This is a genomic window from Pseudomonas anguilliseptica (assembly GCF_900105355.1).
Classification (GTDB): domain Bacteria; phylum Pseudomonadota; class Gammaproteobacteria; order Pseudomonadales; family Pseudomonadaceae; genus Aquipseudomonas; species Aquipseudomonas anguilliseptica.
The window spans coordinates 3,509,051-3,532,362 of the sequence record NZ_FNSC01000001.1 but is presented as its reverse complement, the minus strand read 5'-3'; the positions used below and the strand labels follow the sequence as shown (position 1 = coordinate 3,532,362).

Annotated in this window: 20 protein-coding genes and 2 pseudogenes; 12 read left to right on the top strand and 10 right to left on the bottom strand. The window is 58.5% G+C overall.

What is annotated here, in order from left to right:
• Positions 1-156 precede the first annotated feature (156 nt).
• Genes BLW24_RS17265 through BLW24_RS17240 form a run of 6 tightly spaced genes read left to right on the top strand, consistent with a single transcriptional unit; the run spans position 157 to position 6,975 of the window.
• Complete coding sequence (locus BLW24_RS17265; protein WP_090252347.1) at positions 157-1,116, top strand: AAA family ATPase; 960 nt, start codon at positions 157-159, stop codon at positions 1,114-1,116.
• A 5-nt stretch (positions 1,117-1,121) separates the two neighbouring features.
• Positions 1,122-2,063: a DUF58 domain-containing protein gene (locus tag BLW24_RS17260; RefSeq protein WP_090384693.1), complete on the top strand. Its 942-nt coding sequence runs from the start codon at positions 1,122-1,124 to the stop codon at positions 2,061-2,063.
• Positions 2,060-2,554 carry a DUF4381 domain-containing protein gene (locus BLW24_RS17255; protein WP_090384690.1) on the top strand — a complete coding sequence of 165 codons (495 nt, stop codon included), beginning with the start codon at positions 2,060-2,062 and terminating at the stop codon, positions 2,552-2,554. Before BLW24_RS17260 ends, BLW24_RS17255 begins: the two co-directional genes overlap by 4 nt.
• Entirely contained in the window at positions 2,547-3,578 is a 1,032-nt protein-coding gene (locus BLW24_RS17250) for a vWA domain-containing protein (protein WP_090384687.1), read from the top strand. The genes BLW24_RS17255 and BLW24_RS17250 overlap by 8 nt, the downstream gene beginning before the upstream one ends.
• Complete coding sequence (locus tag BLW24_RS17245; RefSeq protein WP_244161187.1) at positions 3,575-5,338, top strand: VWA domain-containing protein; 1,764 nt, start codon at positions 3,575-3,577, stop codon at positions 5,336-5,338. The genes BLW24_RS17250 and BLW24_RS17245 overlap by 4 nt, the downstream gene beginning before the upstream one ends.
• Positions 5,335-6,975 carry a BatD family protein gene (locus tag BLW24_RS17240; protein WP_090384682.1) on the top strand — a complete coding sequence of 547 codons (1,641 nt, stop codon included), beginning with the start codon at positions 5,335-5,337 and terminating at the stop codon, positions 6,973-6,975. The genes BLW24_RS17245 and BLW24_RS17240 overlap by 4 nt, the downstream gene beginning before the upstream one ends.
• Before the next feature lie 113 nt (positions 6,976-7,088).
• Here the strand turns inward: BLW24_RS17240 and BLW24_RS17235 are convergent.
• The 3 genes and pseudogenes from BLW24_RS17235 to BLW24_RS17225 form a co-directional block, all read right to left on the bottom strand.
• Positions 7,089-8,108 (bottom strand): annotated as a pseudogene (locus BLW24_RS17235) (GspE/PulE family protein); the annotation flags it as partial.
• Positions 8,109-8,310: 202 nt separating this feature from the next.
• Entirely contained in the window at positions 8,311-8,742 is a 432-nt protein-coding gene (locus BLW24_RS17230) for a hypothetical protein (protein WP_090384677.1), read from the bottom strand.
• Entirely contained in the window at positions 8,711-9,139 is a 429-nt protein-coding gene (locus BLW24_RS17225) for a hypothetical protein (protein ID WP_139272692.1), read from the bottom strand. The genes BLW24_RS17230 and BLW24_RS17225 overlap by 32 nt, the downstream gene beginning before the upstream one ends.
• A gap of 15 nt (positions 9,140-9,154) precedes the next feature.
• Here BLW24_RS17225 and BLW24_RS17220 point away from each other — a divergent pair, with 15 nt between their 5' ends.
• Positions 9,155-10,246 (top strand): IS630 family transposase, encoded by a 1,092-nt coding sequence (locus BLW24_RS17220; RefSeq protein ID WP_090384666.1) that lies wholly within the window; start codon positions 9,155-9,157, stop codon positions 10,244-10,246.
• Here the strand turns inward: BLW24_RS17220 and BLW24_RS17215 are convergent.
• Together BLW24_RS17215 and BLW24_RS17210 are read right to left on the bottom strand one after the other, a co-directional pair.
• Positions 10,191-10,709, bottom strand: coding sequence for a hypothetical protein (locus BLW24_RS17215; RefSeq protein ID WP_139272691.1), 519 nt, complete (start codon positions 10,707-10,709; stop codon positions 10,191-10,193). The genes BLW24_RS17220 and BLW24_RS17215 overlap by 56 nt on opposite strands.
• Positions 10,710-10,760: 51 nt before the next feature.
• Positions 10,761-11,345 (bottom strand): hypothetical protein, encoded by a 585-nt coding sequence (locus BLW24_RS17210; RefSeq protein WP_139272690.1) that lies wholly within the window; start codon positions 11,343-11,345, stop codon positions 10,761-10,763.
• A 117-nt stretch (positions 11,346-11,462) separates the two neighbouring features.
• On the opposite strand from BLW24_RS17210, the gene tnpB (BLW24_RS17205) reads away from it, so the two are divergent.
• The 4 genes from tnpB (BLW24_RS17205) (at position 11,463) to BLW24_RS17190 (ending at position 15,110) form a co-directional block, all read left to right on the top strand.
• The gene (gene tnpB, locus BLW24_RS17205) at positions 11,463-11,858 is read left to right on the top strand and encodes an IS66 family insertion sequence element accessory protein TnpB (protein ID WP_244161054.1); all 396 of its coding nucleotides are present in this window, start codon (positions 11,463-11,465) and stop codon (positions 11,856-11,858) included.
• An 18-nt stretch (positions 11,859-11,876) separates the two neighbouring features.
• Positions 11,877-13,433, top strand: a complete 1,557-nt coding sequence (gene tnpC, locus BLW24_RS17200) for an IS66 family transposase (RefSeq protein WP_090384647.1) — start codon at positions 11,877-11,879, stop codon at positions 13,431-13,433.
• Between the two features lie 371 nt (positions 13,434-13,804).
• Positions 13,805-14,650, top strand: a complete 846-nt coding sequence (locus BLW24_RS17195; RefSeq protein WP_090384643.1) for an REP-associated tyrosine transposase — start codon at positions 13,805-13,807, stop codon at positions 14,648-14,650.
• Positions 14,651-14,867: 217 nt separating this feature from the next.
• Entirely contained in the window at positions 14,868-15,110 is a 243-nt protein-coding gene (locus BLW24_RS17190; protein ID WP_090384637.1) for a hypothetical protein, read from the top strand.
• A 204-nt stretch (positions 15,111-15,314) separates the two neighbouring features.
• Here the strand turns inward: BLW24_RS17190 and tnpC (BLW24_RS17185) are convergent, their stop codons facing one another.
• Positions 15,315-16,871, bottom strand: a complete 1,557-nt coding sequence (gene tnpC, locus BLW24_RS17185) for an IS66 family transposase (RefSeq protein WP_090384538.1) — start codon at positions 16,869-16,871, stop codon at positions 15,315-15,317.
• A gap of 18 nt (positions 16,872-16,889) precedes the next feature.
• On the bottom strand, positions 16,890-17,285 hold the full coding sequence (gene tnpB / locus BLW24_RS17180; RefSeq protein WP_244161054.1) for an IS66 family insertion sequence element accessory protein TnpB: 396 nt from the start codon (positions 17,283-17,285) through the stop codon (positions 16,890-16,892).
• A gap of 61 nt (positions 17,286-17,346) precedes the next feature.
• Between tnpB (BLW24_RS17180) and BLW24_RS17175 the strand changes: the two genes are divergently transcribed.
• The gene (locus tag BLW24_RS17175) at positions 17,347-18,375 is read left to right on the top strand and encodes an IS30 family transposase (protein ID WP_090375993.1); all 1,029 of its coding nucleotides are present in this window, start codon (positions 17,347-17,349) and stop codon (positions 18,373-18,375) included.
• A gap of 58 nt (positions 18,376-18,433) precedes the next feature.
• Here BLW24_RS17175 and BLW24_RS17170 read toward each other — a convergent pair whose 3' ends face one another.
• From BLW24_RS17170 to BLW24_RS17160, 3 genes and pseudogenes are all read right to left on the bottom strand, one after another.
• Entirely contained in the window at positions 18,434-20,608 is a 2,175-nt protein-coding gene (locus tag BLW24_RS17170) for a hypothetical protein (RefSeq protein WP_139272689.1), read from the bottom strand.
• A gap of 26 nt (positions 20,609-20,634) precedes the next feature.
• Positions 20,635-22,050 (bottom strand): HlyD family type I secretion periplasmic adaptor subunit, encoded by a 1,416-nt coding sequence (locus BLW24_RS17165; RefSeq protein WP_090384625.1) that lies wholly within the window; start codon positions 22,048-22,050, stop codon positions 20,635-20,637.
• Positions 22,047-23,303: pseudogene (locus BLW24_RS17160) on the bottom strand (ATP-binding cassette domain-containing protein); the annotation flags it as partial. The pseudogene BLW24_RS17160 and the gene BLW24_RS17165, both read right to left, overlap by 4 nt.
• Positions 23,304-23,312: the final 9 nt, after the last annotated feature.

The following is a 23,312-nucleotide window of genomic DNA, read 5'->3' as shown; positions in this document are numbered from 1 at the left end:
CAGGGGACTCGATCAAGGCAGTCGCGAGTAATGACCTTCGCCACAACCTTGTTGTTCAACGTTAGTCTAGGAGGCAGCGATTGCATTAAAGTGGCTGCCACTTAACTCTGGCGAGATTCAAGACTCGCTGGTCACATTTGCCGGATGAGCTTAACGATGGAACACCGTGAAGCGCTTGTCGCGCTGCGACATTTTCTTTCAAGTCAGATCCTCGGCCAGGAAAAACTCATCGAAAGGCTGCTGATTGCCTTGCTCGCTGATGGCCACATGCTGGTCGAAGGCGCTCCCGGCCTGGCCAAGACCAAGGCGATCAAGGAGCTGGCCGAAGGCATTGAGGCCGAATTCCACCGCATTCAGTTCACCCCTGACCTGCTTCCAGCGGATATCACCGGCACCGAAATCTATCGTCCGGAAACCGGCAGCTTTGTGTTCCAGCAGGGACCGATCTTCCACAACCTGGTGCTGGCCGATGAGATCAATCGCGCTCCGGCCAAGGTGCAATCGGCGCTGCTCGAAGCCATGGCCGAGCGCCAGGTAAGCGTGGGCCGCAGCACCTATCACCTGTCGCCACTGTTTCTGGTGATGGCCACGCAGAACCCGATTGAGCAGGAAGGCACCTACCCGCTGCCCGAAGCACAGCTCGACCGTTTTCTGATGCACGTGAAGATCGGTTTCCCCGACGCCAGCGTGGAACGCAAGATCCTCGCCCAAGCCCGTGGTGAAGCGCTGAATGGCGAAACCAAGCCAGAGCAGCTGGTTAGCCAGCAGGCGATCTTTGCCGCGCGCCAGGAAATCCTCGGCCTGTATATGGCCGATGCGGTGGAAGAGTATTTGGTGCAACTGGTGATGGCCTCGCGCACCCCGGCCAAGTTCGACCCGGAACTGGCCGAGTGGATTGCCTACGGCGCCAGCCCGCGCGGCTCGATTGCCCTCGACCGCTGCGCACGGGCCCACGCCTGGCTGGCCGGGCGGGATTTCGTCAGCCCGGAAGATATCCAGGCGGTGCTGTTCGACGTGCTGCGCCACCGCATCATTCTGTCATTCGAGGCAGAAGCCGCCGGCATCGACCAGGACCGCGTGGTGCAGCGCATTCTCGACGTCGTGGCGGTCGCCTAACCACCATGCACGACCAACCCACGCAGCCCGGCATTCGCGTCAGCCTCGGTGAACTGATCGAGATGCGCCATCGTGTGCGTGAGGTGCAGCTGTTTTCCACCCCGGCGCGGCGCAGCCCGCTGATTGGCCTGCACCACTCCAAGCTGCGCGGGCGCGGCGTGGACTTCGACCAGGTGCGCGTGTATCAGCCCGGCGACGACGTGCGCACCATCGATTGGCGAGTGACCGCACGCACTCAAGAACCGCACACCAAGCTGTTCCATGAAGAGCGCGAGCGGCCGATCTACATCATGGTCGAGCAGAGCAAACGGCTGTTCTTCGGCTCCGGGCTGATGTTCAAATCGGTGCTCGCCGCCCAGGCCGCCAGCCTGATCGGCTGGGCCGCTCTGGGTCACAACGACCGCATCGGCGGCCTGGTATTTGGTGATTTGGAACACCACGAAATCAAACCCCGGCGTAGCAAGCAAAGCCTGCTGCAACTGCTCAGCCGTCTGGCCAAAGCCAACCAGGTGCTGAGCAACGACAGCCAGGGCGGCCGCGATAGCTTCGGCCTGGCTCTGCGCCGTGCCCACGAGGTGCTGCGCCCCGGCAGTCTGGTGGTGATTCTGTGTGATGAGCGCACCTTGAACGACAGCAGCGAACAGCAGTTGCTGCTGCTCGCGCGGCATACCGACCTACTGTTGCTGCCGCTGTCCGACCCACTCGACCACGCCCTGCCCAATGCCGGGCTGCTGCGTTTTACCGAGCACGGTGCGCAACTGGAGCTGGACACCCAGGACGCCGAACTGCGCCAGGCCTACCGCAGCCTGGCCGATGCCCGCCAGGCGCGCTGGCAACGCCTGGCGCAGAAGCTCGGCGTACCGCTGCTGGCCCTGAACACCCAGAGCGAGATGATCGAGCAGCTGCGTGAACACCTGAATGCTCAGCGGCCAAGGAAAAGCCTGTGAACCCGCTGGACCAGCTCGAACCCCTAATCGCTCCTGCGCCGATCAGCTGGTGGCCGCCGGCACCAGGCTGGTGGCTACTCGCCCTACTGCTGCCCGTGCTGCTGTGGGCTGCTTTCAAGCTGCTTAAACACCTGCCGCGCAAAGCGGCTGGGCAGTCGACCGAAGCGCCGCTTGATCCTCTGCGCCAGGCCGCGTTGAGCGAACTCGAACTTCTGAGCAAACCTTATGACGGCGTCGATGCCGGCCCCTGGCTGCAGCAACTCAACGCCATTCTCAAACGCCTGTGCCGCGAGCGTTACCCACAAAGTAACAGCCATATTCTGAGCAGCCGTGCCTGGCTGGCCTTTCTCGACAGCCGTTGCCCAGCAGCCGGTCTGACCCGCTGGATGATCCTGGTGGAGGGTGCTTATCGCCCGCGCTGTAGCCTGGATGACAAGGCCATCGCCGGCCTCAACCAGGCGGTGTCGATCTGGATTCGCAAACATGTTTGAGTTTGCCTGGCCCTGGGTCTTCCTGATCGCTCCCCTACCCTGGCTGCTGCGCGCCTGGCTGCCGCCTGCGGACAGCGGCGAAGCGGCGCTGAAAATCAGCCTTCTGGCGGAGCTCGAAGGCTTGAGCGGACGCCGCGCCCGCTTACGACTGCCGGCCTTGCGGCAACAGGCGCCGTTTGCACTGATCTGGCTGTTACTGCTACTCGCCAGCGCGCGCCCGCAATGGCTGGGTGAACCGCTACCGTTGCCGGCCAGCGGCCGCGACCTGCTGCTGGCGGTAGATGTGTCCGGCTCCATGGACTACGCCGACATGCTCTGGGAAGGCCAGGAAGTCAGTCGCCTGAGCCTGGTCAAGCACCTGCTCGGCGACTTTATCGACGGCCGCCAGGGTGACCGGGTCGGCCTGATCCTGTTCGGCAGCCGCGCCTACCTGCAGTCGCCACTGACCTTCGACCGACAGACCGTGCACACCTGGCTGGATGAGGCGCAGAAAAATATCGCCGGGCCACAGACCGCCATCGGCGACGCCATTGGCCTGGCGGTCAAACGCCTGCGCGAGCGTCCGGCGCAGAGCCGCGTGCTGGTACTGGTCACCGATGGTGCCAACAACGCCGGTGAAATCGATCCCATGACCGCCGCACGCCTGGCCGCCGAGGAAGGCATTACCATTTACCCGATCGGCATCGGTGCCGACCCTGAGCAAGGTGGCGTGCTCGGCATGCTTGGCTTTAACCCGGGCATCGATCTGGACGAGCCGAGCCTGCGTGCGATTGCCGAGGCCACCGGCGGTGAATACTTCCGCGCCCGCGACAGCGAAGAGTTGCAAGCCATCGAGGCCACCCTCGACCGCCTCGAGCCGGTGGCGCAGAAGCCAACTCTAGCGCGGCCAACCTTGCCACTCTATCCCTGGCCACTGGGCCTGGCCTTACTGCTCAGCCTGCTGCTGGTCAGCCAGACACTCTGGCCGAGCCTGCAACAACGCTGGCGCAATCAACTGACACGGCTGCGGGGGAAACAGTCATGAACGAATTGACCAGCCTCTGGCCGCACTGGCAGCGACCCTTCTGGCTGTTGCTGATACCGCTGCTGGGTTTTCTGCTCTGGCAGCTCTGGCACCGGGAGAAACGCAGTGGCCGCTGGCAAGCGTTGCTGCCGGCCGCGTTCCAGACCGCGCTGCTGACCGCCACAGGCGGGCGCAACAGTCGCCTGCCCTGGCTCGCCCTCGGCCTAGCCTGGTTACTGGCCCTGTTGGCGCTGCTCGGCCCCAGCTGGCAACGCATCGAGCAGCAGAACCCCAAGCCAGCCGACCCGTTGGTGGTACTCCTCGAACTGACCCCTGAGATGCTCGCCAGCGATGCCTCGCCCAATCGCCTGGCCCAGGCCAAGCGCAAGCTGCTCGACCTGCTGGAGGCACGCCAGGATGCGCAAACCGCCATCGTCGTGTATGCCGGCAGCGCACATACCCTGGTGCCGCTGTCCGACGACCTGGCCACCAGCCGCAACCTGCTCGATGTGTTGAGCCCAGAGATCATGCCCGAGCCTGGCAAGCGCGCCGACCTGGCCGTGGCCAAGGCCCTGCAACTGCTCGAACAGGGCGCCCAGGGCAATGGCCGCCTCCTGCTGCTGACCAGCAGCCTCGATGAAACCCAACGCCAGGCGATCAGCCAGGCCCTAGGCCGCCGCAGCGAGCGCCTGCGCATTCTCGGTATTGGCAGCACCCAGGGCGCGCCGATCATTCAGGAGGATGGCTCATTTCTCAAGGACGCCCAAGGCACCATCTTGCTGCCGCGCCTGGACAGCAAAGGCCTCAAGCGTTTTGCCAATGAACTAGGTGGTCAGTATCAGGGGGTGACGCTGGATGAACGCGACCTGCGCAACCTGGGCCTGCTCGATGCGCCGCAACAGCTGCGTCGTGACGGCGAGCTGACCCAGCTGCAAGCCTGGGCAGATCAGAGCCACTGGCTGCTTCTGCCGCTGTTGTTACTGGCCGCCTGCGCCGCCCGCCGCGGCTGGCTGCTGTGCTTACCACTGTTGCTGCTGAGCCTGCCGCAGAACAGCTACGCCTTCAGTTTCGATGACCTCTGGCTGCGTGCCGATCAGCAAGGGCAGCGCCTGCTGGAGGCGCAACAACCGGCGGAAGCCGCGCAACGGTTCAAGGATCCGCGCTGGCAAGGCCAGGCGCTCTACCAGGCCGGCGATTACGCCGCGGCCGCCGAACGTTTTGCCAATGGCGAAAGCGCCAGCGACCACTACAACCGTGGCAACGCCCTGGCGCGCAGCAATGAACTGGAAGCCGCCGTGGACGCCTACACCCAGGCACTGGAACTGCAACCCGACTTGTCCCAGGCGCAAAAGAACAAAGCCCTGGTCGAAGAACTGCTCCGCCAGAACCAGCAACAACAGCAGAATCAAAGCGACAACTCGCAAGAATCCAACAAGCAGCAGAATCAGCCCAGCAGCCAGCCGCAAGCCGGCCAGTCCGATCCAGACGCCCAGCCGCAGGCCGAGCAATCGCCGGCCAAACCGCCAGAGTCTGAAGACAAGGCTGAGAGCGAGAAACCCGCACAACCTGGTGCCGAAGAAGACGCGGATACACCGCCTAAAACGCCAGAAGAAGACGACAGCAACAACGGCGAAGAGCAGATCGCCAGTGCCGAACCGACCCTCGACGGCGAGCGGCGTCAGGCATTGGAACAATGGCTGCGGCAGATTCCCGATGATCCGGGCGAGCTGCTGCGGCGTAAATTCAGGCTGGAACAACAGCGCCAGGAACAACTGCAATGAGCCGACTGCTCTGTACCCTTCTGCTTGGCCTGCTGGCCCTGAATGTCAGCGCGCAAAGCCTGACCGCCAGCGTCGACCGCACCCGCCTGGATGCCGGTGAGAGCGTTGAGCTGACTCTGGAATCGAATGACGCCACACTGTTCGGCAAGCCCGATCTGCAGCCGCTCAACGAACTGTTTGAGGTGCTCGGTACCCGCCAGGTCAACCGCCTGACCAGCGGCAGCAATGGCGCCCAGGCCAGCACGCGCTGGATCGTTACTCTGCAGCCCAAGCACAGTGGCTATGTGGTGATACCGCCGCTGAACCTCGGCCAACTGCAAAGCGATCCGATTACCCTGCACGTACAACAGGCCGTCAGTGCCGATGACAGCCGCTTGGCGCCAGTGTTCATCGACACCAGTCTGGACCAGGAAAGCGTCTACGTGCAGGCGCAAACCGTGCTGACACTGCGCATCTACCACTCCGTTTCACTGTACGACGACAGCAGCCTGACCCAACTGGACATGCCCCTGGCGCGCGTTGAAGCCCTGGGTAAGCCACGCACTTATGAGAAAGACATCAACGGCGTGCGCCATGGCGTGATTGAACTGCGTTACGCGATCTTCCCTCAGGAAAGTGGCGAACTGTTGATCCCCTCGCAGGCCTTTACCGCCACGGCGGTTGATCGCTCCGCCAGCAATGCCTACAACCCGTTCGGTCCGCGTCCGGGCAAGGTGGTGCGAGTCCGCTCGCCGGAAATTCCGCTGACGGTAAAGGCCAAGCCTGCCAGCTACCCGGCAGACGCTCCCTGGCTGCCAGCGCGCGCCCTCAGCCTGAGTGAAGTCTGGAGCCCGCAGCCGGAAACCGCCCGCGTCGGTGACTCGCTGACCCGCAGCCTGCTGCTCAAGGCTGAAGGGCTGGCCAGTGCACAACTGCCGCCCTTGCCGGCCACCCAGATTGCCGGCCTGCGCCGTTATCCCGATCAACCGCAACTGGCCAACCAGGCCAGCGATAACGGGCTGGTGGCCAGCCGTGAAGAACGCGAAGCACTGGTGGCCAGTCGCGAGGGCATGATTGCCTTACCGGCGATCGAAGTACTGTGGTGGAACACCACGACCGATCAACTCGAACGCAGCAGCTTGCCAGCGCGTAACCTGCAGGTGGCCGCCAACCCGAACCTGGAGAGCCTACCGATTGAAACCGAGCAGGCAGCATCAAACGACAGCGCCACTATACGACTCTGGCCCTGGCAGCTGAGTAGCGCAGTACTGAGCCTGACCACCTTGCTCGGCTTCACCCTCTGGTGGCGCGCCCTCCGTCAGCCTGCCGTCATACCCTCGCAGCAGACGGGGCCCAGCCCGCGCGACCTGCTTGACGACCTCAAGCGCAGCTGCCTGGTCAACGACTCGCAAGCCACTCGCCACGCCCTCGACGCCTGGGCACGGCAACAGCCAGAAACCCTGGCTGAGATGGCTGCACGCTTCACCCCGCTGTCAGATGCATTAGATGGCCTTAATGGCGCCCTCTACAGCGAAAGCGGCCAACACTGGCAGGGACGCAACCTGTGGCTAGCGATACGCAGCCTACCGACTGCAGAAGACCCGGAAAGTCCTGCGAGTCCTGAAACCAGCGCATTACCTCCGTTGTATCCGCGCTAACCCCTAGCGGCTGATCATCGCGCGCCATGATGGGTTACAGCCCCCGCACAACTCTATTGGTATTGGCCTCGCCATTGCTCTCAAACGCCAAAGCGCCAATTAACCACTCAAGACTCGCCGACCATCACCACGTCCGGGTCCTGACGCAGGATGGCGCGCAGGCCGCGAGCGAAGGTCATATCGACCTTGGTGTTGACCTGGGTCTGGCCGATGCCTTCGAGGTTGTATTCGATGGGATCTTCGACGGTGAGGATATTGCGTGTGTCGTCATTCAGAGTGACCAGGCTGGAATACAGCGTGGTGGTCTTACCGGAACCAGTAGGGCCGGTGACAAGCAAGATGCCATGGGGCTTGCTGAGGGTTTCCTGCATCAATGCCATATCGCGCCGGCACATTCCCAAATGCTTAAGCGACAAGCGACCTGCTTGCTTATCGAGCAAACGCAGCACCACCCGCTCGCCATTGGATGATGGCAGGGTGGAAACCCGGATATCCACCTCACGGCCGGCCAAACGCAGGGAAATCCGCCCGTCCTGGGGGATGCGCTTTTCGGCAATATCCAGCTTGGCCATCACCTTGATTCGCGAAACCAGCAAACCGGCCAACTCACGACGCGGGCGCACCACCTCGCGCAGAATACCGTCGATGCGAAAGCGCACGACCAGGCGCTTCTCGAAGGTTTCTACATGGATATCCGAGGCGTTTTCTTTCACCGCCTCGGACAGGATGGCGTTGATCAAGCGGATGATAAGCGCATCACCCTCCTGCTCCATCAGATCTTCGGTTTCCGGCAGGCGCTCGGCCAGGCTTTCCAGATCCAACTCATCGCCCAGCTCCTCGATCATCTGCATCGCCGCCGAGGAGTTGTGTTGGTAGGCATCACTAAGCGCCTGATCGAAGGCCTCCAACTCCAGTGGCACGATCTCCTGCACCTGCCCGGCAAAACGCTGCGCCTCAGCCAAGGCAGTAACCGAAGTGCCCGGCCGGTACGCCAGGTGCACGCCATTGGCCGTGGCCATCAGCAGCACGCCATGGCGCTTGGCGAAGGCAAAGGGCAAACGCCGCGCATCAGCGGCCTCACCGGGCGAATCAAGCAGGTCAGGGGTAATGGCGGAAAGCTTGACGGGGTCCATTGCGCAATTCACTAGAGGTATGAAAAAAGGCCTGCCAGCGCACTGCTGGCAGGCTGCTGCGCAGTATAAGTCGAACAGCTCAATAGGTTGTGGCGTAAACCCTCAGCCTGCTGCAATCAGTCAAGCAAGACTGCACAAACCCGCGCCTATCCGCGAACAAGGCCAGCGCGCGGCTTAGGCCAATTCAGCCACAACACCTCGCTCACCCGCTGATTACTGCCGCCTGCAGCCACTCGGTGACGGCCGATTCACTGAGCAACGACGCGCTTAAGGAGCTGAGCGCGCTGTAATCCTCCCAGGCCTCGGGGTCGAGGGAGAGCACCCGCATGCTGCTGCCATCTTCAAGCACCAGTAGCAGCAGCGCCACTTGCAAATTGGCCTCCGAGAAGGGCTGTGCGAGGGCACTCAGCTCCTCATGGTCGAAGTTGGTGTCCCAACCGAGCACCAGCTTGTCCGGTTCCAGCGGGATAATACTGGACGGCAGTTCGATGTACTCGAGGGCCAGGTATAAGGCCTGCCATTCGGCGGCCACCTCCTCGACGAAAACTGCCTTCTCCGCACTCAGGCTGTGCATTACTTCCGCGAGCAGCGCCGCATCCAGGTCACTCAGCAGCAGATAGAATCTTGCTTCCATCCCAGGTAATCCTTTTATCTTCGGCGATCGAGAAATACAGCCCGTCCAGATAGGCCAGAAATTCAGGGCTAAAGGTGCGGGAAAAATAACGCTGACAGAAGTCTATAAAACCGGTATCGACATAGGCACCCGGGTGATTGGGTGCACTGCCGAACAATTCCTGTATAAGTGCAAGGATGTACTTATCATTCTTGCCAAACTGCTTATGCACTTCGGCAAAGCCCCTATCGAACTGATCGGAGAACAGTGGCCATAAACAACGGCTGCTATTGGCTTCATAGCTGACTCGGGAAAGGAATCGATTGAACATTCTGATCAAGTTGTCCTCGCCTAGCGAACTGTCTGTAAAATTCGTTAATCCAATGCCGAGCCAGTATACTGCGCGCTCTATCGTCATGAATTGAGCTCCCATATGGCCCGGCCAGCAGCCCCATTCTTCTTGAGTCCCAGTGATGCCGACATGCTGCAAGGCTGGTTACGCATGGGATCGCTGCCTCAGAGCATCGGCCAGCGGGCCAGAATTCTGTTGCTGCTGGCCAACGGTCTCACGCCCAAGGAGATCAGCGAGCAGCTGCAAGTCTCTGCGCCAGTGGTCTTCAAATGGCGTAAACGCTACCAGGAGACCGGTCTGGAGGGGCTGAGTGACCTGCGGCGCAGTGGAGCGCCTCGCAAGCTCAACGAAGCGAAGATCAAGGAAATCCTGACGCTGACGACCCAGCGAGTCCCGCGCGAAGCTACCCACTGGAGCCTACGGTTGATGGCCAAGTACGCTGGGGGCAGCATCTGGCAGGTCGCACAGGTGTGGGCTGCTGCCGACCTCAAGCCGCACCGGTTGAAAACCTTCAAGATCAGTAACGACCCGCACTTTGCAGACAAAGTGGTCGATGTCGTCGGGCTCTATTTGAATCCGCCCGACAACGCCCTGGTGCTATCTGTTGACGAAAAAACACAGATCCAGGCGCTGGACCGCACACAGCCCATGCTGCCGCTCAAGCCCGGGCAGATTGAGCGGCGGACGCATGACTATAAGCGCCACGGTACGGCCAGTCTGTACGCAGACTTTGACATCCTGACGGGTAAGGTCATCGGCCGTATCACCCAGCGGCACAGGGCCAAGGAGTTTTTGGAGTTCCTTCGACAGATCGACCGCAGCACTCCCGCCGAGCTGGACCTGCATGTAATTCTGGACAACAGCTCGACTCACAAGACCGCTGCCGTCAGGGAATGGCTGGAGAAGCATCCCCGTTTCAAGCTGCACTTCACACCGACCAGCGCCTCGTGGCTGAACGCCGTGGAGGGCTGGTTTGCGCAACTGGAAAGACGGGCGCTTTATCGTGATGCCTTCAGCAGCGTGGCTGACCTGAGAGCGGCGATACGTCGCTTCATTGAGGCTCATAACGAACATTCGGCTAAGCCGTTCCGCTGGAGCAAAACGGCTGAGTCGATTATCAGCTCCGTGCATCGAGCAAAGCTGGCTGTAATTCGGAATGAGTTATTGGATTAACCAGACAGGCCACTAGCCCGCAAACCAGTGAATCGACGGGTGCCAAGCGCTCCAAGGCCAACATAATATGCTGCACTCTTATGAAGTACGCCTCGCTCAGGTCGGGGCTGCTATCTAGGTAGGAAACAATTAGGCCGGCTATACTCGTTTGCGATTCTTTATCATAGCGGCCGAGTATCTGTGCAAAAAAATCCACCGACACCTCGAGCGAAGCCAGGCACAGGTAAACAGGTAACAAGGAGGTCAGATCGTTCTCGCGCAGGCCGCTCAGTTCCTCCTCATCCTTAAACCATTGCTCATAGGACTCTATTTCGCCCTTGAACACCAGGGTCTTCAAGGCCCGCGCAAAGCGCTTGCCGCGCTCGCTGAAACAGTCTTCCTCGAGTATCTCCCGGTAGAGCGCCTTGCGCTCCTCGGTATTGAGATTGGTTATATCCTGGTAAACCCGCACCGGCTCAGTCATCATCCTCGCACCCTATATAGCCCTACTTCCCTGCGCAGCGCCGCATCCAGGTCACTCAGCAGCAGATAGAATCTTGCTTCCACCCCAGACAATCCTTTTATCTTCGGCGATCGAGAAATACAGCCCGTCCAGATAGGCCAGAAATTCAGGGCTAAAGGTGCGGGAAAAATATCGCTGACAGAAGTTTATAAAACCGGCATCGGTATAGGCATCCGGGTGATTGGGTGCACTGCCGAACAGGCCTTGCATAAGTACAATAATATCCTCCTCACGATTGCCAAACTGCTTATGTAGCGCGGCAAATTCCTTATCGAATTGATCAGAGAACAGCGGCCATAAACAACGGCTGCTGTTCGCCTCATAGCTGACTCGAGAGAGGAATCGATTGAACATTCTGATCACTCGATCCTCGCTTAGGCCGCCAATCAGCGAATCAATGGGGGCCAGGCGCCCCAAAGCCAGGAGCATATGTTGCAGTCTAGAGAAGTACGCCTCACTCAGGCTCGGACCGCCATCTAGGTAGACGACAATTTGGCCGGCTACGCTCGTTTGCACAGCTTTATTGTAGCGACCGAGTATCTGCGCAAAAAAATCCACCGATACCTCGGGCGATGCCAGACACAGATAGGCAGGCACTAGATGGGTCAGGTCGTTCTCGCGCCGGCCGCCCAGTTCCGCCTCATCGTCCAGCCCCTGTTCATAGGACGTAAGCGCTCCATAAACCTCATCTACAAATGATCCGCAGGCCAGCCAATGCTGAGCTCCAATTTCTTTCTGGAGCCAGCCGTCATGATGCGCCCCGACGCCAAAGTCGAAAAAGTCTATCTATACCCCAAGCCGGTGGATTTCCGAAAATCCATCGATGGCCTGGCCGCCCTGGTCGAGCTGGATATCAAGGTGGCGGTGTTCGACCCGGTGCTGTTCGTCTTCCTCAACCGCGCGCGCAGCCGGGTGAAGATTTTGTATTGGGAGCGCAACGGCTTTTGCCTGTGGCTCAAGCGATTGGAGGCTGAACGCTTCAAGTCGCATCCGGAACCTGGCGAAGATGCGATCGTGCTGACGGCCCAGGAGTTGAACTGGTTGTTGGACGGTATCGACCTGTGGCGCAACCGGCCGCACCAGGTTTTGACCCCTAGGTTCGTCACCTGAGCCGGTATAATCCACGGCATGATTTCTGTGCCCGAAACCCTTCCTGATGACCCCGCCGCGCTCAAGCAATTGCTCGCTGAGGTGTTGTCGTCGGCGCAGGAATTGGCCAAGGACAAGGATGGGCAGATCGAGCGCCTGCGCGAACAAAACGCGCTGTTGATCCAGCGCCTGTTCGGCCGTAAATCCGAGCAGAGCAGCGACCCGGATTCACCGCAGCTAGAGATGTTCAACGAAGCGGAAAGCCTGGCCGAAGCGGCGGCTGAAGCTCCGGCCGCTGAGGTCGAGGAAGAAGTCGTTGCGCCGACCAAGTGCCGCGGCAAGCGCAAGCCGTTACCGGCCGAACTACCGCGTGTCGAGGTCATCCACGAACTGCCCGAACACGAACTGACCTGCGAATGCGGTTGCCGCAAGCAGGCCATCGGCGAAGAAACCAGCGAGCAGCTGGAAATCATCCCGATGCAGGTTCAGGTGATCCGCCACATTCGCAAGACCTATGCCTGCAAGGCCTGCGAAAGCGCGCCGGTCACCGCTGACAAACCGGCCCAACTGATCGAGAAAAGCCTGGCCAGCCCGAGCGTGCTGGCGATGCTGCTGACCAGCAAATACGCCGACGGCATCCCACTGTATCGCTTCGAAAAGATGCTCAGTCGCCATGGCATCGACATCCCCCGGCAGACCCTGGCGCGCTGGGTGATCCAGTGCGGCGAACTGCTACAACCGTTGCTCAACCTGATGCGCGACAGGCTGCTGGACAGTCCGGTGATCCACTGCGATGAAACCCGCGTGCAGGTGCTCAAGGAGCCTGGGCGCGATCCGAGCAGCCACTCCTGGATGTGGGTGCAGACCGGTGGCCCGCCTGGCAAACCGGTGATCCTCTTCGACTACACAACCAGCCGCGCGCAGGAGGTGCCGCTGCGCCTGCTCGACGGTTATCGCGGCTACCTGATGACCGACGATTACGCCGGCTACAACGCCGTGGCCGCACAACAAGGTGTTGAGCGCCTGGCCTGCTGGGCGCATGCGCGGCGCAAGTTCGTCGAAGCGCAAAAGGTGCAACCGAAGGGCAAAACCGGGCGTGCCGACATCGCGTTGGGGATGATCAACAAGCTCTACGGCATCGAGCGCGAACTTAAGGATGCCAGCGATGAACAGCGCTACCGGGGCCGCCAGCAGCACAGCCTACCGCTCCTCGATCAGCTCAAGACCTGGCTGGAGAAAACCCAGCCGCAGGTCACGGCGCAGAATGCCCTGGGCAAAGCAGTGAACTACCTGGCGAGCAACTGGAGCCGACTCGAACGCTACATCGAGGCTGGCCACCTGCCGATCGATAACAACGCTGCCGAGCGCGCGATCCGGCCCTTCGTCATAGGTCGCAAGAACTGGCTGTTGAGCGACACGCCGAAAGGCGCGACCGCCAGCGCCCAACTCTACAGCCTGGTGGAAACCGCCAAGACCAATGGCCAGGAGCCCTACGCCTGGCTGCGCCATGTCCTCGAACGCCTGCCGCTGGCCAACAGCGTTGAAGCCTACGAAGCGCTGCTGCCTTGGAACTGCCAACCAACGACGCCACTGTAAAACGCAAAACCTCTCCAGAGGGAGGTGGGGTCTATGGAGCGCTTACTTAGCTCGAATGCTGAGCTGGCGTTGGCTTGCCCGTGAATCCCGCCACCCCTGGTTTCTCGTCGGATGTTAAACGAGCGCTTCACGAATTTAATCTGGGCTAGGCAAGGATTGTAGGAGAGTGGGCTGCCCGCGAATTACGCAAGACTCGAGTAGCGCTGCAAACACGATCACTCGTGCGTGGCAGATGAACTAAGCCGGTAACCACTGGGGTTAGGTGGCGGCGCAGTTGGAGAAATAGGGGTCAGGTCTTGCCTTTTGCTTTATCTTTACTAGGCTTTGGCTAAGCGAGGTTGTTCTTGTTTGGTTGATGATGGATACGAGTTTTGGCCCGTCCCCTACGAATTGAATTTGCCGGTGCGCTCTATCACGTAACGTCTCGTGGAGATGGGCGTGAAGATATTTACTTGTCTGATCATGACAGAGAGCTTTTTTTGTCTGTTTTTGGTGAGGTGTGCCAGCGGTTTAATTGGCATTGCCATGCTTACTGTTTGATGAGTAATCATTACCACCTACTTATTGAAACGCCAGATGCGAATCTTGCACAAGGTATGCGTCAGCTTAATGGTGTTTATACGCAGCGTTTCAACCAAGCGCAGAGTCGGGTAGGGCACGTCTTTCAAGGGCGTTATAAAGCCATTCTGGTTGAGAAAGATAGTTATTTGCTGGAGCTGTCGCGTTATATCGTCTTGAATCCCGTCAGAGCCCGGATGGTACGCACCGCTCAGGACTGGCCCTGGAGTAGTTATCGTGCAACAGCCGGCTTTTTCGAGGCGCCGCGATGGTTAACCGTTAACTGGATGCTATCGGCCTTCGGCTCGTACTTATCTGATGCTGTAACGGGCTATAAGCTGTTCATCGCAGAAGGGAAGGAGCAACCTTCGCCATGGGAGCAGCTAAAAAATCAAATTTATTTAGGTTCAGATCAATTTGTCTCAACAATGCAGGCAAAAATAGAGGCCGATCAAGAGCTCAGCGAAATACCCTCATCGCAAAGGCGCCCGATGCCCAAGCCGCTGGATTGGTACGAAAAGTCAGGCGCCACACGTGATGATGCCGTGAAGTCAGCTTACGCAAGTGGCGGCTACACCATGAAGGAAATAGGCAATTACTTTGGTCTGCATTATTCGCGTGTAAGCAGAATAATAGCGAAGGCAAAAGGCAAGACCTGACCCTTGTGCCCGCATCAGCAATGGCATACCCACCCGGACGAAAATACCCAATGATGAGGGGACCTACTTCGACGCGGCCAAGAAGCGACTAAAGAAGGCACCTGGTTTCAGTGCGGCAAGCCAAGTTAAGGAAAAGACTTTCCCGGTCAGTGGCGACTATACCGGCAATGCCTTTATCAGCCCGTTATTTGGTGAAGGGCTATTCGATGAGGAAGCAATGGCCGAGCAAGTGCTAACGGCGTTGAAGTATTCAGCAGCCGATAGAGCTGATATTAAACGGCTGATGCGCGATACCGGGGCGGCCGTCGAGCAGTTTCAGAAGTTGGCGGAAAAGATGCCTAATGTAGAGCTTGGTCTGGATATCGATATCACCGAGTACATTCCAGATGAGCTTCTTGAGAAGGGTCGCGACTATGCGGATGAAAAACTTGCGGACTATATAGGGTGCGACGATGACTGAGCCGGTGCGGGTTTACCAGGATATAACCAATCTAAATACCGAGGAGCGCAAGGCTCTTTATCGGGAAATACTTGAGGAAGACTGTTTCGGCGAGCGCAGCAAGCGCTTTACGCGGGCCTCGAAGACCCTGATGTTTAAAGGCGAGATAGAGTCCTATGGTAAGCGCTCCATAGACCCCACCTCCCTCTGGAGAGGTTTTGCGTTTTACAGTGGCGTCGTTGGTTGGCAGTTCCAAGGCAGCAGCGCTTCGTAGGCTTCAACGCTGTTGGCCAGCGGCAGGCGTTCGAGGACATGGCGCAGCCAGGCGTAGGGCTCCTGGCCATTGGTCTTGGCGGTTTCCACCAGGCTGTAGAGTTGGGCGCTGGCGGTCGCGCCTTTCGGCGTGTCGCTGAACAGCCAGTTCTTGCGACCTATGACGAAGGGCCGGATCGCGCGCTCGGCAGCGTTGTTATCGATCGGCAGGTGGCCAGCCTCGATGTAGCGTTCGAGTCGGCTCCAGTTGCTCGCCAGGTAGTTCACTGCTTTGCCCAGGGCATTCTGCGCCGTGACCTGCGGCTGGGTTTTCTCCAGCCAGGTCTTGAGCTGATCGAGGAGCGGTAGGCTGTGCTGCTGGCGGCCCCGGTAGCGCTGTTCATCGCTGGCATCCTTAAGTTCGCGCTCGATGCCGTAGAGCTTGTTGATCATCCCCAACGCGATGTCGGCACGCCCGGTTTTGCCCTTCGGTTGCACCTTTTGCGCTTCGACGAACTTGCGCCGCGCATGCGCCCAGCAGGCCAGGCGCTCAACACCTTGTTGTGCGGCCACGGCGTTGTAGCCGGCGTAATCGTCGGTCATCAGGTAGCCGCGATAACCGTCGAGCAGGCGCAGCGGCACCTCCTGCGCGCGGCTGGTTGTGTAGTCGAAGAGGATCACCGGTTTGCCAGGCGGGCCACCGGTCTGCACCCACATCCAGGAGTGGCTGCTCGGATCGCGCCCAGGCTCCTTGAGCACCTGCACGCGGGTTTCATCGCAGTGGATCACCGGACTGTCCAGCAGCCTGTCGCGCATCAGGTTGAGCAACGGTTGTAGCAGTTCGCCGCACTGGATCACCCAGCGCGCCAGGGTCTGCCGGGGGATGTCGATGCCATGGCGACTGAGCATCTTTTCGAAGCGATACAGTGGGATGCCGTCGGCGTATTTGCTGGTCAGCAGCATCGCCAGCACGCTCGGGCTGGCCAGCCTTTTCTCGATCAGTTGGGCCGGTTTGTCAGCGGTGACCGGCGCGCTTTCGCAGGCCTTGCAGGCATAGGTCTTGCGAACGTGGCGGATCACCTGAACCTGCATCGGGATGATTTCCAGCTGCTCGCTGGTTTCTTCGCCGATGGCCTGCTTGCGGCAACCGCATTCGCAGGTCAGTTCGTGTTCGGGCAGTTCGTGGATGACCTCGACACGCGGTAGTTCGGCCGGTAACGGCTTGCGCTTGCCGCGGCACTTGGTCGGCGCAACGACTTCTTCCTCGACCTCAGCGGCCGGAGCTTCAGCCGCCGCTTCGGCCAGGCTTTCCGCTTCGTTGAACATCTCTAGCTGCGGTGAATCCGGGTCGCTGCTCTGCTCGGATTTACGGCCGAACAGGCGCTGGATCAACAGCGCGTTTTGTTCGCGCAGGCGCTCGATCTGCCCATCCTTGTCCTTGGCCAATTCCTGCGCCGACGACAACACCTCAGCGAGCAATTGCTTGAGCGCGGCGGGGTCATCAGGAAGGGTTTCGGGCACAGAAATCATGCCGTGGATTATACCGGCTCAGGTGACGAACCTAGGGGTCAAAACCTGGTGCGGCCGGTTGCGCCACAGGTCGATACCGTCCAACAACCAGTTCAACTCCTGGGCCGTCAGCACGATCGCATCTTCGCCAGGTTCCGGATGCGACTTGAAGCGTTCAGCCTCCAATCGCTTGAGCCACAGGCAAAAGCCGTTGCGCTCCCAATACAAAATCTTCACCCGGCTGCGCGCGCGGTTGAGGAAGACGAACAGCACCGGGTCGAACACCGCCACCTTGATATCCAGCTCGACCAGGGCGGCCAGGCCATCGATGGATTTTCGGAAATCCACCGGCTTGGGGTATAGATAGACTTTTTCGACTTTGGCGTCGGGGCGCATCATGACGGCTGGCTCCAGAAAGAAATTGGAGCTCAGCATTGGCTGGGCGGCGGCAAAAACTGAGTGCAACACCTGATCTTTCCGATACGGTGCTGCCCCTATGTCTTATTCCGAACTCAGCGTTGAAGAGCGCGCCACTATTCAAATCGGTCATGCCCAAGGCTTTAGCCTGCGCAAGATTGCCCACCTGATCAACCGATCCCCCTCGACTATCAGTCGCGAGTTGCGCCGTAATCGAGAGGTCTGCGGTCGTTACTCGGCCCGTGCGGCGCAGCAGCAGATGAGAGCCCGGCGCCAAGTCTGCCGGCCCAAGCGAAAGCTGCTGCCCGGTAGTGAACGCTTCGAGTTGGTGACCCATATGCTGCGTGAGCGTTTGTCTCCCGAGCAGATTGCCGGCAAGCTGCGCAGCATGAACATACCCAGCCTCAGAGATGCCTACGTCTGTCGCGAGACGATCTATACCGCGATCTATGCCTTGCCGGTCGGCGAGCTGCGTAAGGAGCTGATTATCTGCCTGCGCCAAAGCAAGACGACGCGCAGGCCGCGCTCTGGCGGCGTGGATCGACGTGGCCAGCTCCCGGAGCTGGTCAGTATTCACGTGCGCCCGCCGGAGATTGAAGACCGCCTGATGCCGGGCCACTGGGAGGGCGACCTTATCAAGGGCAAGGCCAACGCCTCGTCGGTCGGCACCTTGGTAGAACGCACCAGTGGCTACCTGATGCTGATCAAGATGAACGATGCGACGGCGACCTCGGCGATGGAAGGTTTCAGCGCCGCACTCAATCGTATGCCGCTGGCGATGCGTAAGAGCATGACCTACGACCAGGGCCGGGAGATGGCGCGGCACGCCGAGATCACCCAGAGAACCGGCATAGCGATCTACTTCTGCGACCCACACAGCCCCTGGCAGCGCGGCAGCAACGAAAACATCAACGGCCTCATTCGCCAGTACCTGCCCAAGGGCACAGACTTGTCGGGACACAGCCAAGAACAGTTGGATGCCATTGCACTGCAACTGAATATGCGGCCGCGTAAGCGCTTCGACTTCAAGTGCCCGATCGAAGTCATGAGCGAAGTAATGCAAGAAGCCATGGCTATGCGGCATGATGCGCCAGCGTCAATTCAATAACCGTGTTGCACTCAGCTCCTGCAACCGCCCTGGCCTGCGGATCATTTGTAGATGAGGTTTATGGAGCGCTTACTTTGAAACTATCGCTGTTATGGGTGCCGAATCGCACACTTTCATCTTCATCGGGTAATGGAAGCAAAGAAACTTGACGATAGAACTCCACGGCATCAGCCTCACTTAATGAGGTCAACATACGGTCAGTAAAACTGCCCCAATTGAGCATGTCCTTGCCCGTAAACTTCATGTAACTCATAAAGTCTGCTATATCCAGCATGGTCTCTGCAGGGTTCTGCTCGGCGTTTTGCAGGAATAATTGCTGAGTGGCTGAGAAATCCAAAACAGGTTCGGCATTACTAAACACCAACCCAATAACATCGAGATAAGGTTTCAGATGAGCCTGTACAACCAACCCCTTATATAAAGAATGTAGTAGACTTTCGTAGGACTTATTCAACAACTCAGCCTGACCGGCATTGATACTAATATCTTCCTCGGTCAGCACAACTTCTCGGCCACCGGCAGACATCGATCTCGATCGAGTATTTGCCCCAGAGGAAAGAGAAAAAGCGACTAAAGCATCGCCACCAGAATCGGTGGATGATTCGTCACGCGAAAAATTGAAGAAATTCTGCGCATTAAATATTTCTAAAATCTTAACACGCTCCAGCAACTGCTGTTTTTCGAGTTGTTCTGCCGTCGGCCCAGTATCTTCTTTAGCCGAGCCTATCTCAGCCTGACTGCCGCTACTGCTAGCTCCGCTGCCAATTCCATCGGTTGTGGCACGCTCCCAAGAATAAGCAAAACTGACCTCGACAATATCGTTACCCAGATCACCAATACGCTGATCCCAGGTACGATAGTCCGCAGTCGCAGCCCAAGTACGTAGAAGCGTATCAAGCATACCAACCTGATCCGGTCGACTGGCTTGATTATACTGGCTCAACTGCGACTGAAGCTGGCTACTAAGCATCGCGGCTTCTCGCAAGTCACGCACAGCACCGGAGCCTTTCATATCAGACAAGGCCTTAACGCTATCGCTAAGGGCAATGGTATCGGTGTGCTCGCGGTAGAACGGGTTAGTCGCTAGATCCAGGTTAGCGGCCAGGCTCTGGTTGCCGTTAACCGAACCCTCACTGCCATCGCCACGTACAAAAGTGCCCACAGCACTGATCAAGTTGCCGTTGGAGTTTTGGTTAGTGGCGGTGGAGCCCAAGTTGACGGCGGTAATATCGTGCTCGGCCAGGCTTTTCAGCTCATTGACTTGGGCGACACCATCCTGATTCAGGTCCTGCCAAACGCGGACATTGGCGAACTGTTCATCTTGGTCATCGAATACGCCATCGGCATTGCCATCCAGATCGCGCAGGGCATCAAAGCCGTTGCTGGCCTTTTGGCCATTGGCTTTGACGGTGTCCACGCCAAACAGCTCGGCACCGGTATCGATGCTGCCGTTGCCATTGCGGTCCAGCACCAGAAAGCCGTCGTCACCCTTGACCCAACCGGTGCCTGTTTTCAGGCCGTCGCCATCGAAGTCGAAAGTTATACCGGCATCACTGGATACGGTTTCTATACCGTCACTATCAAGGTCAAGAGCAAGCGGATCATAGACCTGTACGAATCTCAGCGCAGTTTTGAATTTGTCATTAGAAGAAGGATCTATGCGAGGCATGTTTCTCTTCCTCAACCACTCTTTATGAGAGTCACCAGCCCCCGATTCCTGCCACTCTCTTCGAGTCTTAAATAGCTCGCTGACCGAAGAATTTTCGACTGAAGTAATAGCAAATTCTGCAATATCAGTAATAGTCACTCCTGCAACTGCAATCTGCCCATCAACTCCGCTCGCCCAGCCATTCGGCGTCCATTTAAGCTCAGTCCCAACTTCGACTGAAAGCAATCTAGTTCCATACTGAACAGCAGCCCCACTTATAGACACTTCCTTTACATACAAATTACCATCAGCACCAACTTGTGAAATTGTTCTTATCTCCCCACCCCCTACATCCGTAGACATAACAATTTGATTACTCGCATCAACCGAAACAGAAGAAGAACCAAAACCATAAGTAGCAGATGCAGAATTACTACTTACATCAACTGAAAAACCATTATTATCGAAAAATCTTACAACCCCATCAGTTCCATAGTGAGCGCTATAACCTTGGGTATCCGTAAAATGCAGACCGTTCGAATCCACATAATAACTATTTTTATACTGACCAGTATTTGTGCTCATAACCTCTCCTAGAATTTTTCGAAAAATCATCGCTCGCTTAAACTTTCTGCCGTGTGCTGTTGGAGTGGGCTAAGGAAGTAGTCGATCACCTTCCTCTTATCTGTTTTCACTTCCGCCCTAACCGCCATGCCCGGTGATAACGCGATCAGATTCTCACCCACCTGGATCGTGTTCTTCTTAAGCTGTATCCGCGCGCTGTAAACCAGCCCTAAGCGTTCGTCTTCGATGGCATCGTTGGAAATGCTGACCACAGTGCCGTCCACCACGCCGTACTTGGTAAAGCTAAACGTCTCGACTTTGATCTCTACGGTTTGCCCTGGCCTTACAAAGCCAATGTCTTTGTTCTCCAGCATGGCTTCCACTTCCACTGGCTGGTCACTGGGGACAATGACCATCAATGGCTGGGCTTCAGTGACTACGCCGCCATTGGTATGAATGGCCAATTGCTGCACGGTGCCGTCTACCGGCGCAGTCAGGCGCATCAAACTGTCGCGCTGCTGGGCCTTTTTCAGTTCTTGGGTGAGTGCAGCGGCGCGTTGTTGAGATTCATGTTGCAAGTCGAGCATGGCGCGGCGGGTCTGGGCGATCACGCTATTCTGCTGGCTCTGCGCAGCTTTTTTCGCAGCACTGAGCTCGCGTACTCGTGACTGCTGGATGCTCAACTCACGCTCCTGGTCGAGGCGGATTTGTTCCTTTTCAAGGTAGGCGTGTTTTGCGACAAACTGTTTGTCGAGCAGACGCTTGTAGTCAGCAGCGAGCTCACGGGTGATCGGCAGACTTAACTCAAGTGAAGCCACCGTGCTTTGTGCGGCCTGGATCTCCGCACTGCGCTGTTCGATGGCAGCCGCGCTTTGCTCCAGCGTGCTTTGCAGTTCCAAGTACTGGCCCTGTAGCCAGCGTTGCGCCGCCAGTTGCTGTTCAGCGCTGGCCTGGGGGATTAGTTGCGCCAAGCTTGCCGGGGCTCTGTTGTGCTGAATGGCATCGAGCAGTGCTTGGGCGCGTGCGCTGTCGACCTGGGCGGCGAGCAGGTCGCTGTTCAGGCGCTCGACATCGGCACCGGTCATGCTGGTGTCCAGTTCAATCAGTAGGTCACCGACTTTGACCTGTTGCCCGTCGTATACATGAATGGCTTTGACCACCGCTACTTCGCTGGGCTGGATAACCTTGCTCTTACCGCTGGGCACAATCTTGCCGCTGGCTGTGGCGACCACATCGATTTCGCCCACACAGGCCCATAACAGAGTTAAGGCGGCAAAAGCCATAATGGTCCATTGGGTATAACGTGGCGCTGGATGCACCGGCTGTTCTTGCAAAGCCAAAGCAGCCGGCAGGAATTGCACCTCGTGGTTTAGCCGCGCCGGTGCATCCATGGCTTTGCGGTTCTGCCAGGAGTGTCGCCAGGCCTGACGGTAGCGGTTGATCAAGTCGCGTTTGGCGCTCATGCCGCACCGCCTTGCTGCAGGCGATGTAAACGTGAGTAATGGCCAGCCTGGTGGGTCAGCAGTTCGGTATGGCTGCCCTGCTCGACGATCTGACCGCGGTCCATAACCAAGATACGGTTGGCATCGCGTACGGCAGACAGTCGGTGAGCGATGATGATCACCGTGCGACCTTTGCAGATGGCCTGCATGTTCTGCTGAATAATGCGTTCGGACTCATAGTCCAGAGCACTGGTCGCTTCGTCGAAGATCAAGATGCGCGGGTTACCGATCAGCGCGCGGGCGATGGCGATGCGTTGACGCTGGCCGCCCGAGAGTGAGGCGCCATGTTCACCAACCACGGTGTCGTAGCCTTCTGGCAGTTCGAGGATAAAGTCGTGGGCGCCGGCCATCTTGGCGGCATGCATCACCGCTTCGATAGGAGTACCCGGATCAACTAGGGCGATGTTCTCGCGAATGCTACGGGCGAACAGCATGTTGTCCTGCAGTACCACGCCGATCTGCCGGCGAAGAGAGGAAACATCGGCCAGAGCTAGGTCCATACCGTCGACCAGCACGCGGCCGCGCTCGGGGGTGTAGAGGCGTTGCAGCAGTCTTGTCAGGGTACTTTTACCTGATCCGGAGCGCCCCACTACGCCAATTACTTCGCCAGCCTGGATGGTCAGGCTGATACCGCGCAGCACTTCGGAGCCATCCGGACGATAGCGGAAGTGCACTTGGTCGAACTCGACATCGCCCCTGAGCGGCGGCAATGCGCTACGCGAGTCCTGGGACAGTTCAGTACGGGTATTGAGAATGTCGCCCAAGCGCTGTACAGAAACGCCGGTCTGCTGGAAGTTGGTCCACAACTGGGCCAGGCGCATGATCGGCTGCGATACCCGGCCAGCGAGCATGTTAAAGGCGATTAACTGACCGACACTCAGATCACCCTCAACCACCAAGCGCGCGCCCAGCCAGAGGGTCGTGACGGTCACCAGCTTACCGATGAAACCAACACTCTCATTAGCGATGGTCGAAAGGGTTGGGGTTTTGAAGCTGGCAGCCACATAGCCCGCCAGCTGGTTGTCCCATTTGCGGTTTATCTGCGGTTCAACTGCCATCGACTTCAGGGTGTCGATACCATTGACCGTCTCAACCAGAAAGGCCTGGTTCTCCGCACCACGGGTAAAGCTTTCGTTCAACCGGGCACGCAACACCGGGGTGATCAGTAGAGATACGATGAAGTAAAGCGGCAGCGACAAAATCACCACTAGGGATGGTCTGAA

Excerpts from the sequence above, each read along its gene's own strand:
- BLW24_RS17265 (WP_090252347.1), top strand. The coding sequence starts at position 157 with ATGGAACACCGTGAAGCGCTTGTCGCGCTGCGACATTTTCTTTCAAGT.
- BLW24_RS17260 (WP_090384693.1), top strand. The coding sequence starts at position 1,122 with ATGCACGACCAACCCACGCAGCCCGGCATTCGCGTCAGCCTCGGTGAA.
- BLW24_RS17250 (WP_090384687.1), top strand. The coding sequence starts at position 2,547 with ATGTTTGAGTTTGCCTGGCCCTGGGTCTTCCTGATCGCTCCCCTACCC.
- BLW24_RS17245 (WP_244161187.1), top strand. The coding sequence starts at position 3,575 with ATGAACGAATTGACCAGCCTCTGGCCGCACTGGCAGCGACCCTTCTGG.
- BLW24_RS17240 (WP_090384682.1), top strand. The coding sequence starts at position 5,335 with ATGAGCCGACTGCTCTGTACCCTTCTGCTTGGCCTGCTGGCCCTGAAT.
- BLW24_RS17230 (WP_090384677.1), bottom strand. The coding sequence starts at position 8,742 with ATGGAAGCAAGATTCTATCTGCTGCTGAGTGACCTGGATGCGGCGCTG.
- BLW24_RS17225 (WP_139272692.1), bottom strand. The coding sequence starts at position 9,139 with ATGACGATAGAGCGCGCAGTATACTGGCTCGGCATTGGATTAACGAAT.
- BLW24_RS17220 (WP_090384666.1), top strand. The coding sequence starts at position 9,155 with ATGGCCCGGCCAGCAGCCCCATTCTTCTTGAGTCCCAGTGATGCCGAC.
- BLW24_RS17215 (WP_139272691.1), bottom strand. The coding sequence starts at position 10,709 with ATGACTGAGCCGGTGCGGGTTTACCAGGATATAACCAATCTCAATACC.
- tnpB (WP_244161054.1), top strand. The coding sequence starts at position 11,463 with ATGCTGAGCTCCAATTTCTTTCTGGAGCCAGCCGTCATGATGCGCCCC.
- tnpC (WP_090384647.1), top strand. The coding sequence starts at position 11,877 with ATGATTTCTGTGCCCGAAACCCTTCCTGATGACCCCGCCGCGCTCAAG.
- BLW24_RS17190 (WP_090384637.1), top strand. The coding sequence starts at position 14,868 with ATGGCCGAGCAAGTGCTAACGGCGTTGAAGTATTCAGCAGCCGATAGA.
- tnpC (WP_090384538.1), bottom strand. The coding sequence starts at position 16,871 with ATGATTTCTGTGCCCGAAACCCTTCCTGATGACCCCGCCGCGCTCAAG.
- tnpB (WP_244161054.1), bottom strand. The coding sequence starts at position 17,285 with ATGCTGAGCTCCAATTTCTTTCTGGAGCCAGCCGTCATGATGCGCCCC.
- BLW24_RS17175 (WP_090375993.1), top strand. The coding sequence starts at position 17,347 with ATGTCTTATTCCGAACTCAGCGTTGAAGAGCGCGCCACTATTCAAATC.
- BLW24_RS17170 (WP_139272689.1), bottom strand. The coding sequence starts at position 20,608 with ATGAGCACAAATACTGGTCAGTATAAAAATAGTTATTATGTGGATTCG.
- BLW24_RS17165 (WP_090384625.1), bottom strand. The coding sequence starts at position 22,050 with ATGAGCGCCAAACGCGACTTGATCAACCGCTACCGTCAGGCCTGGCGA.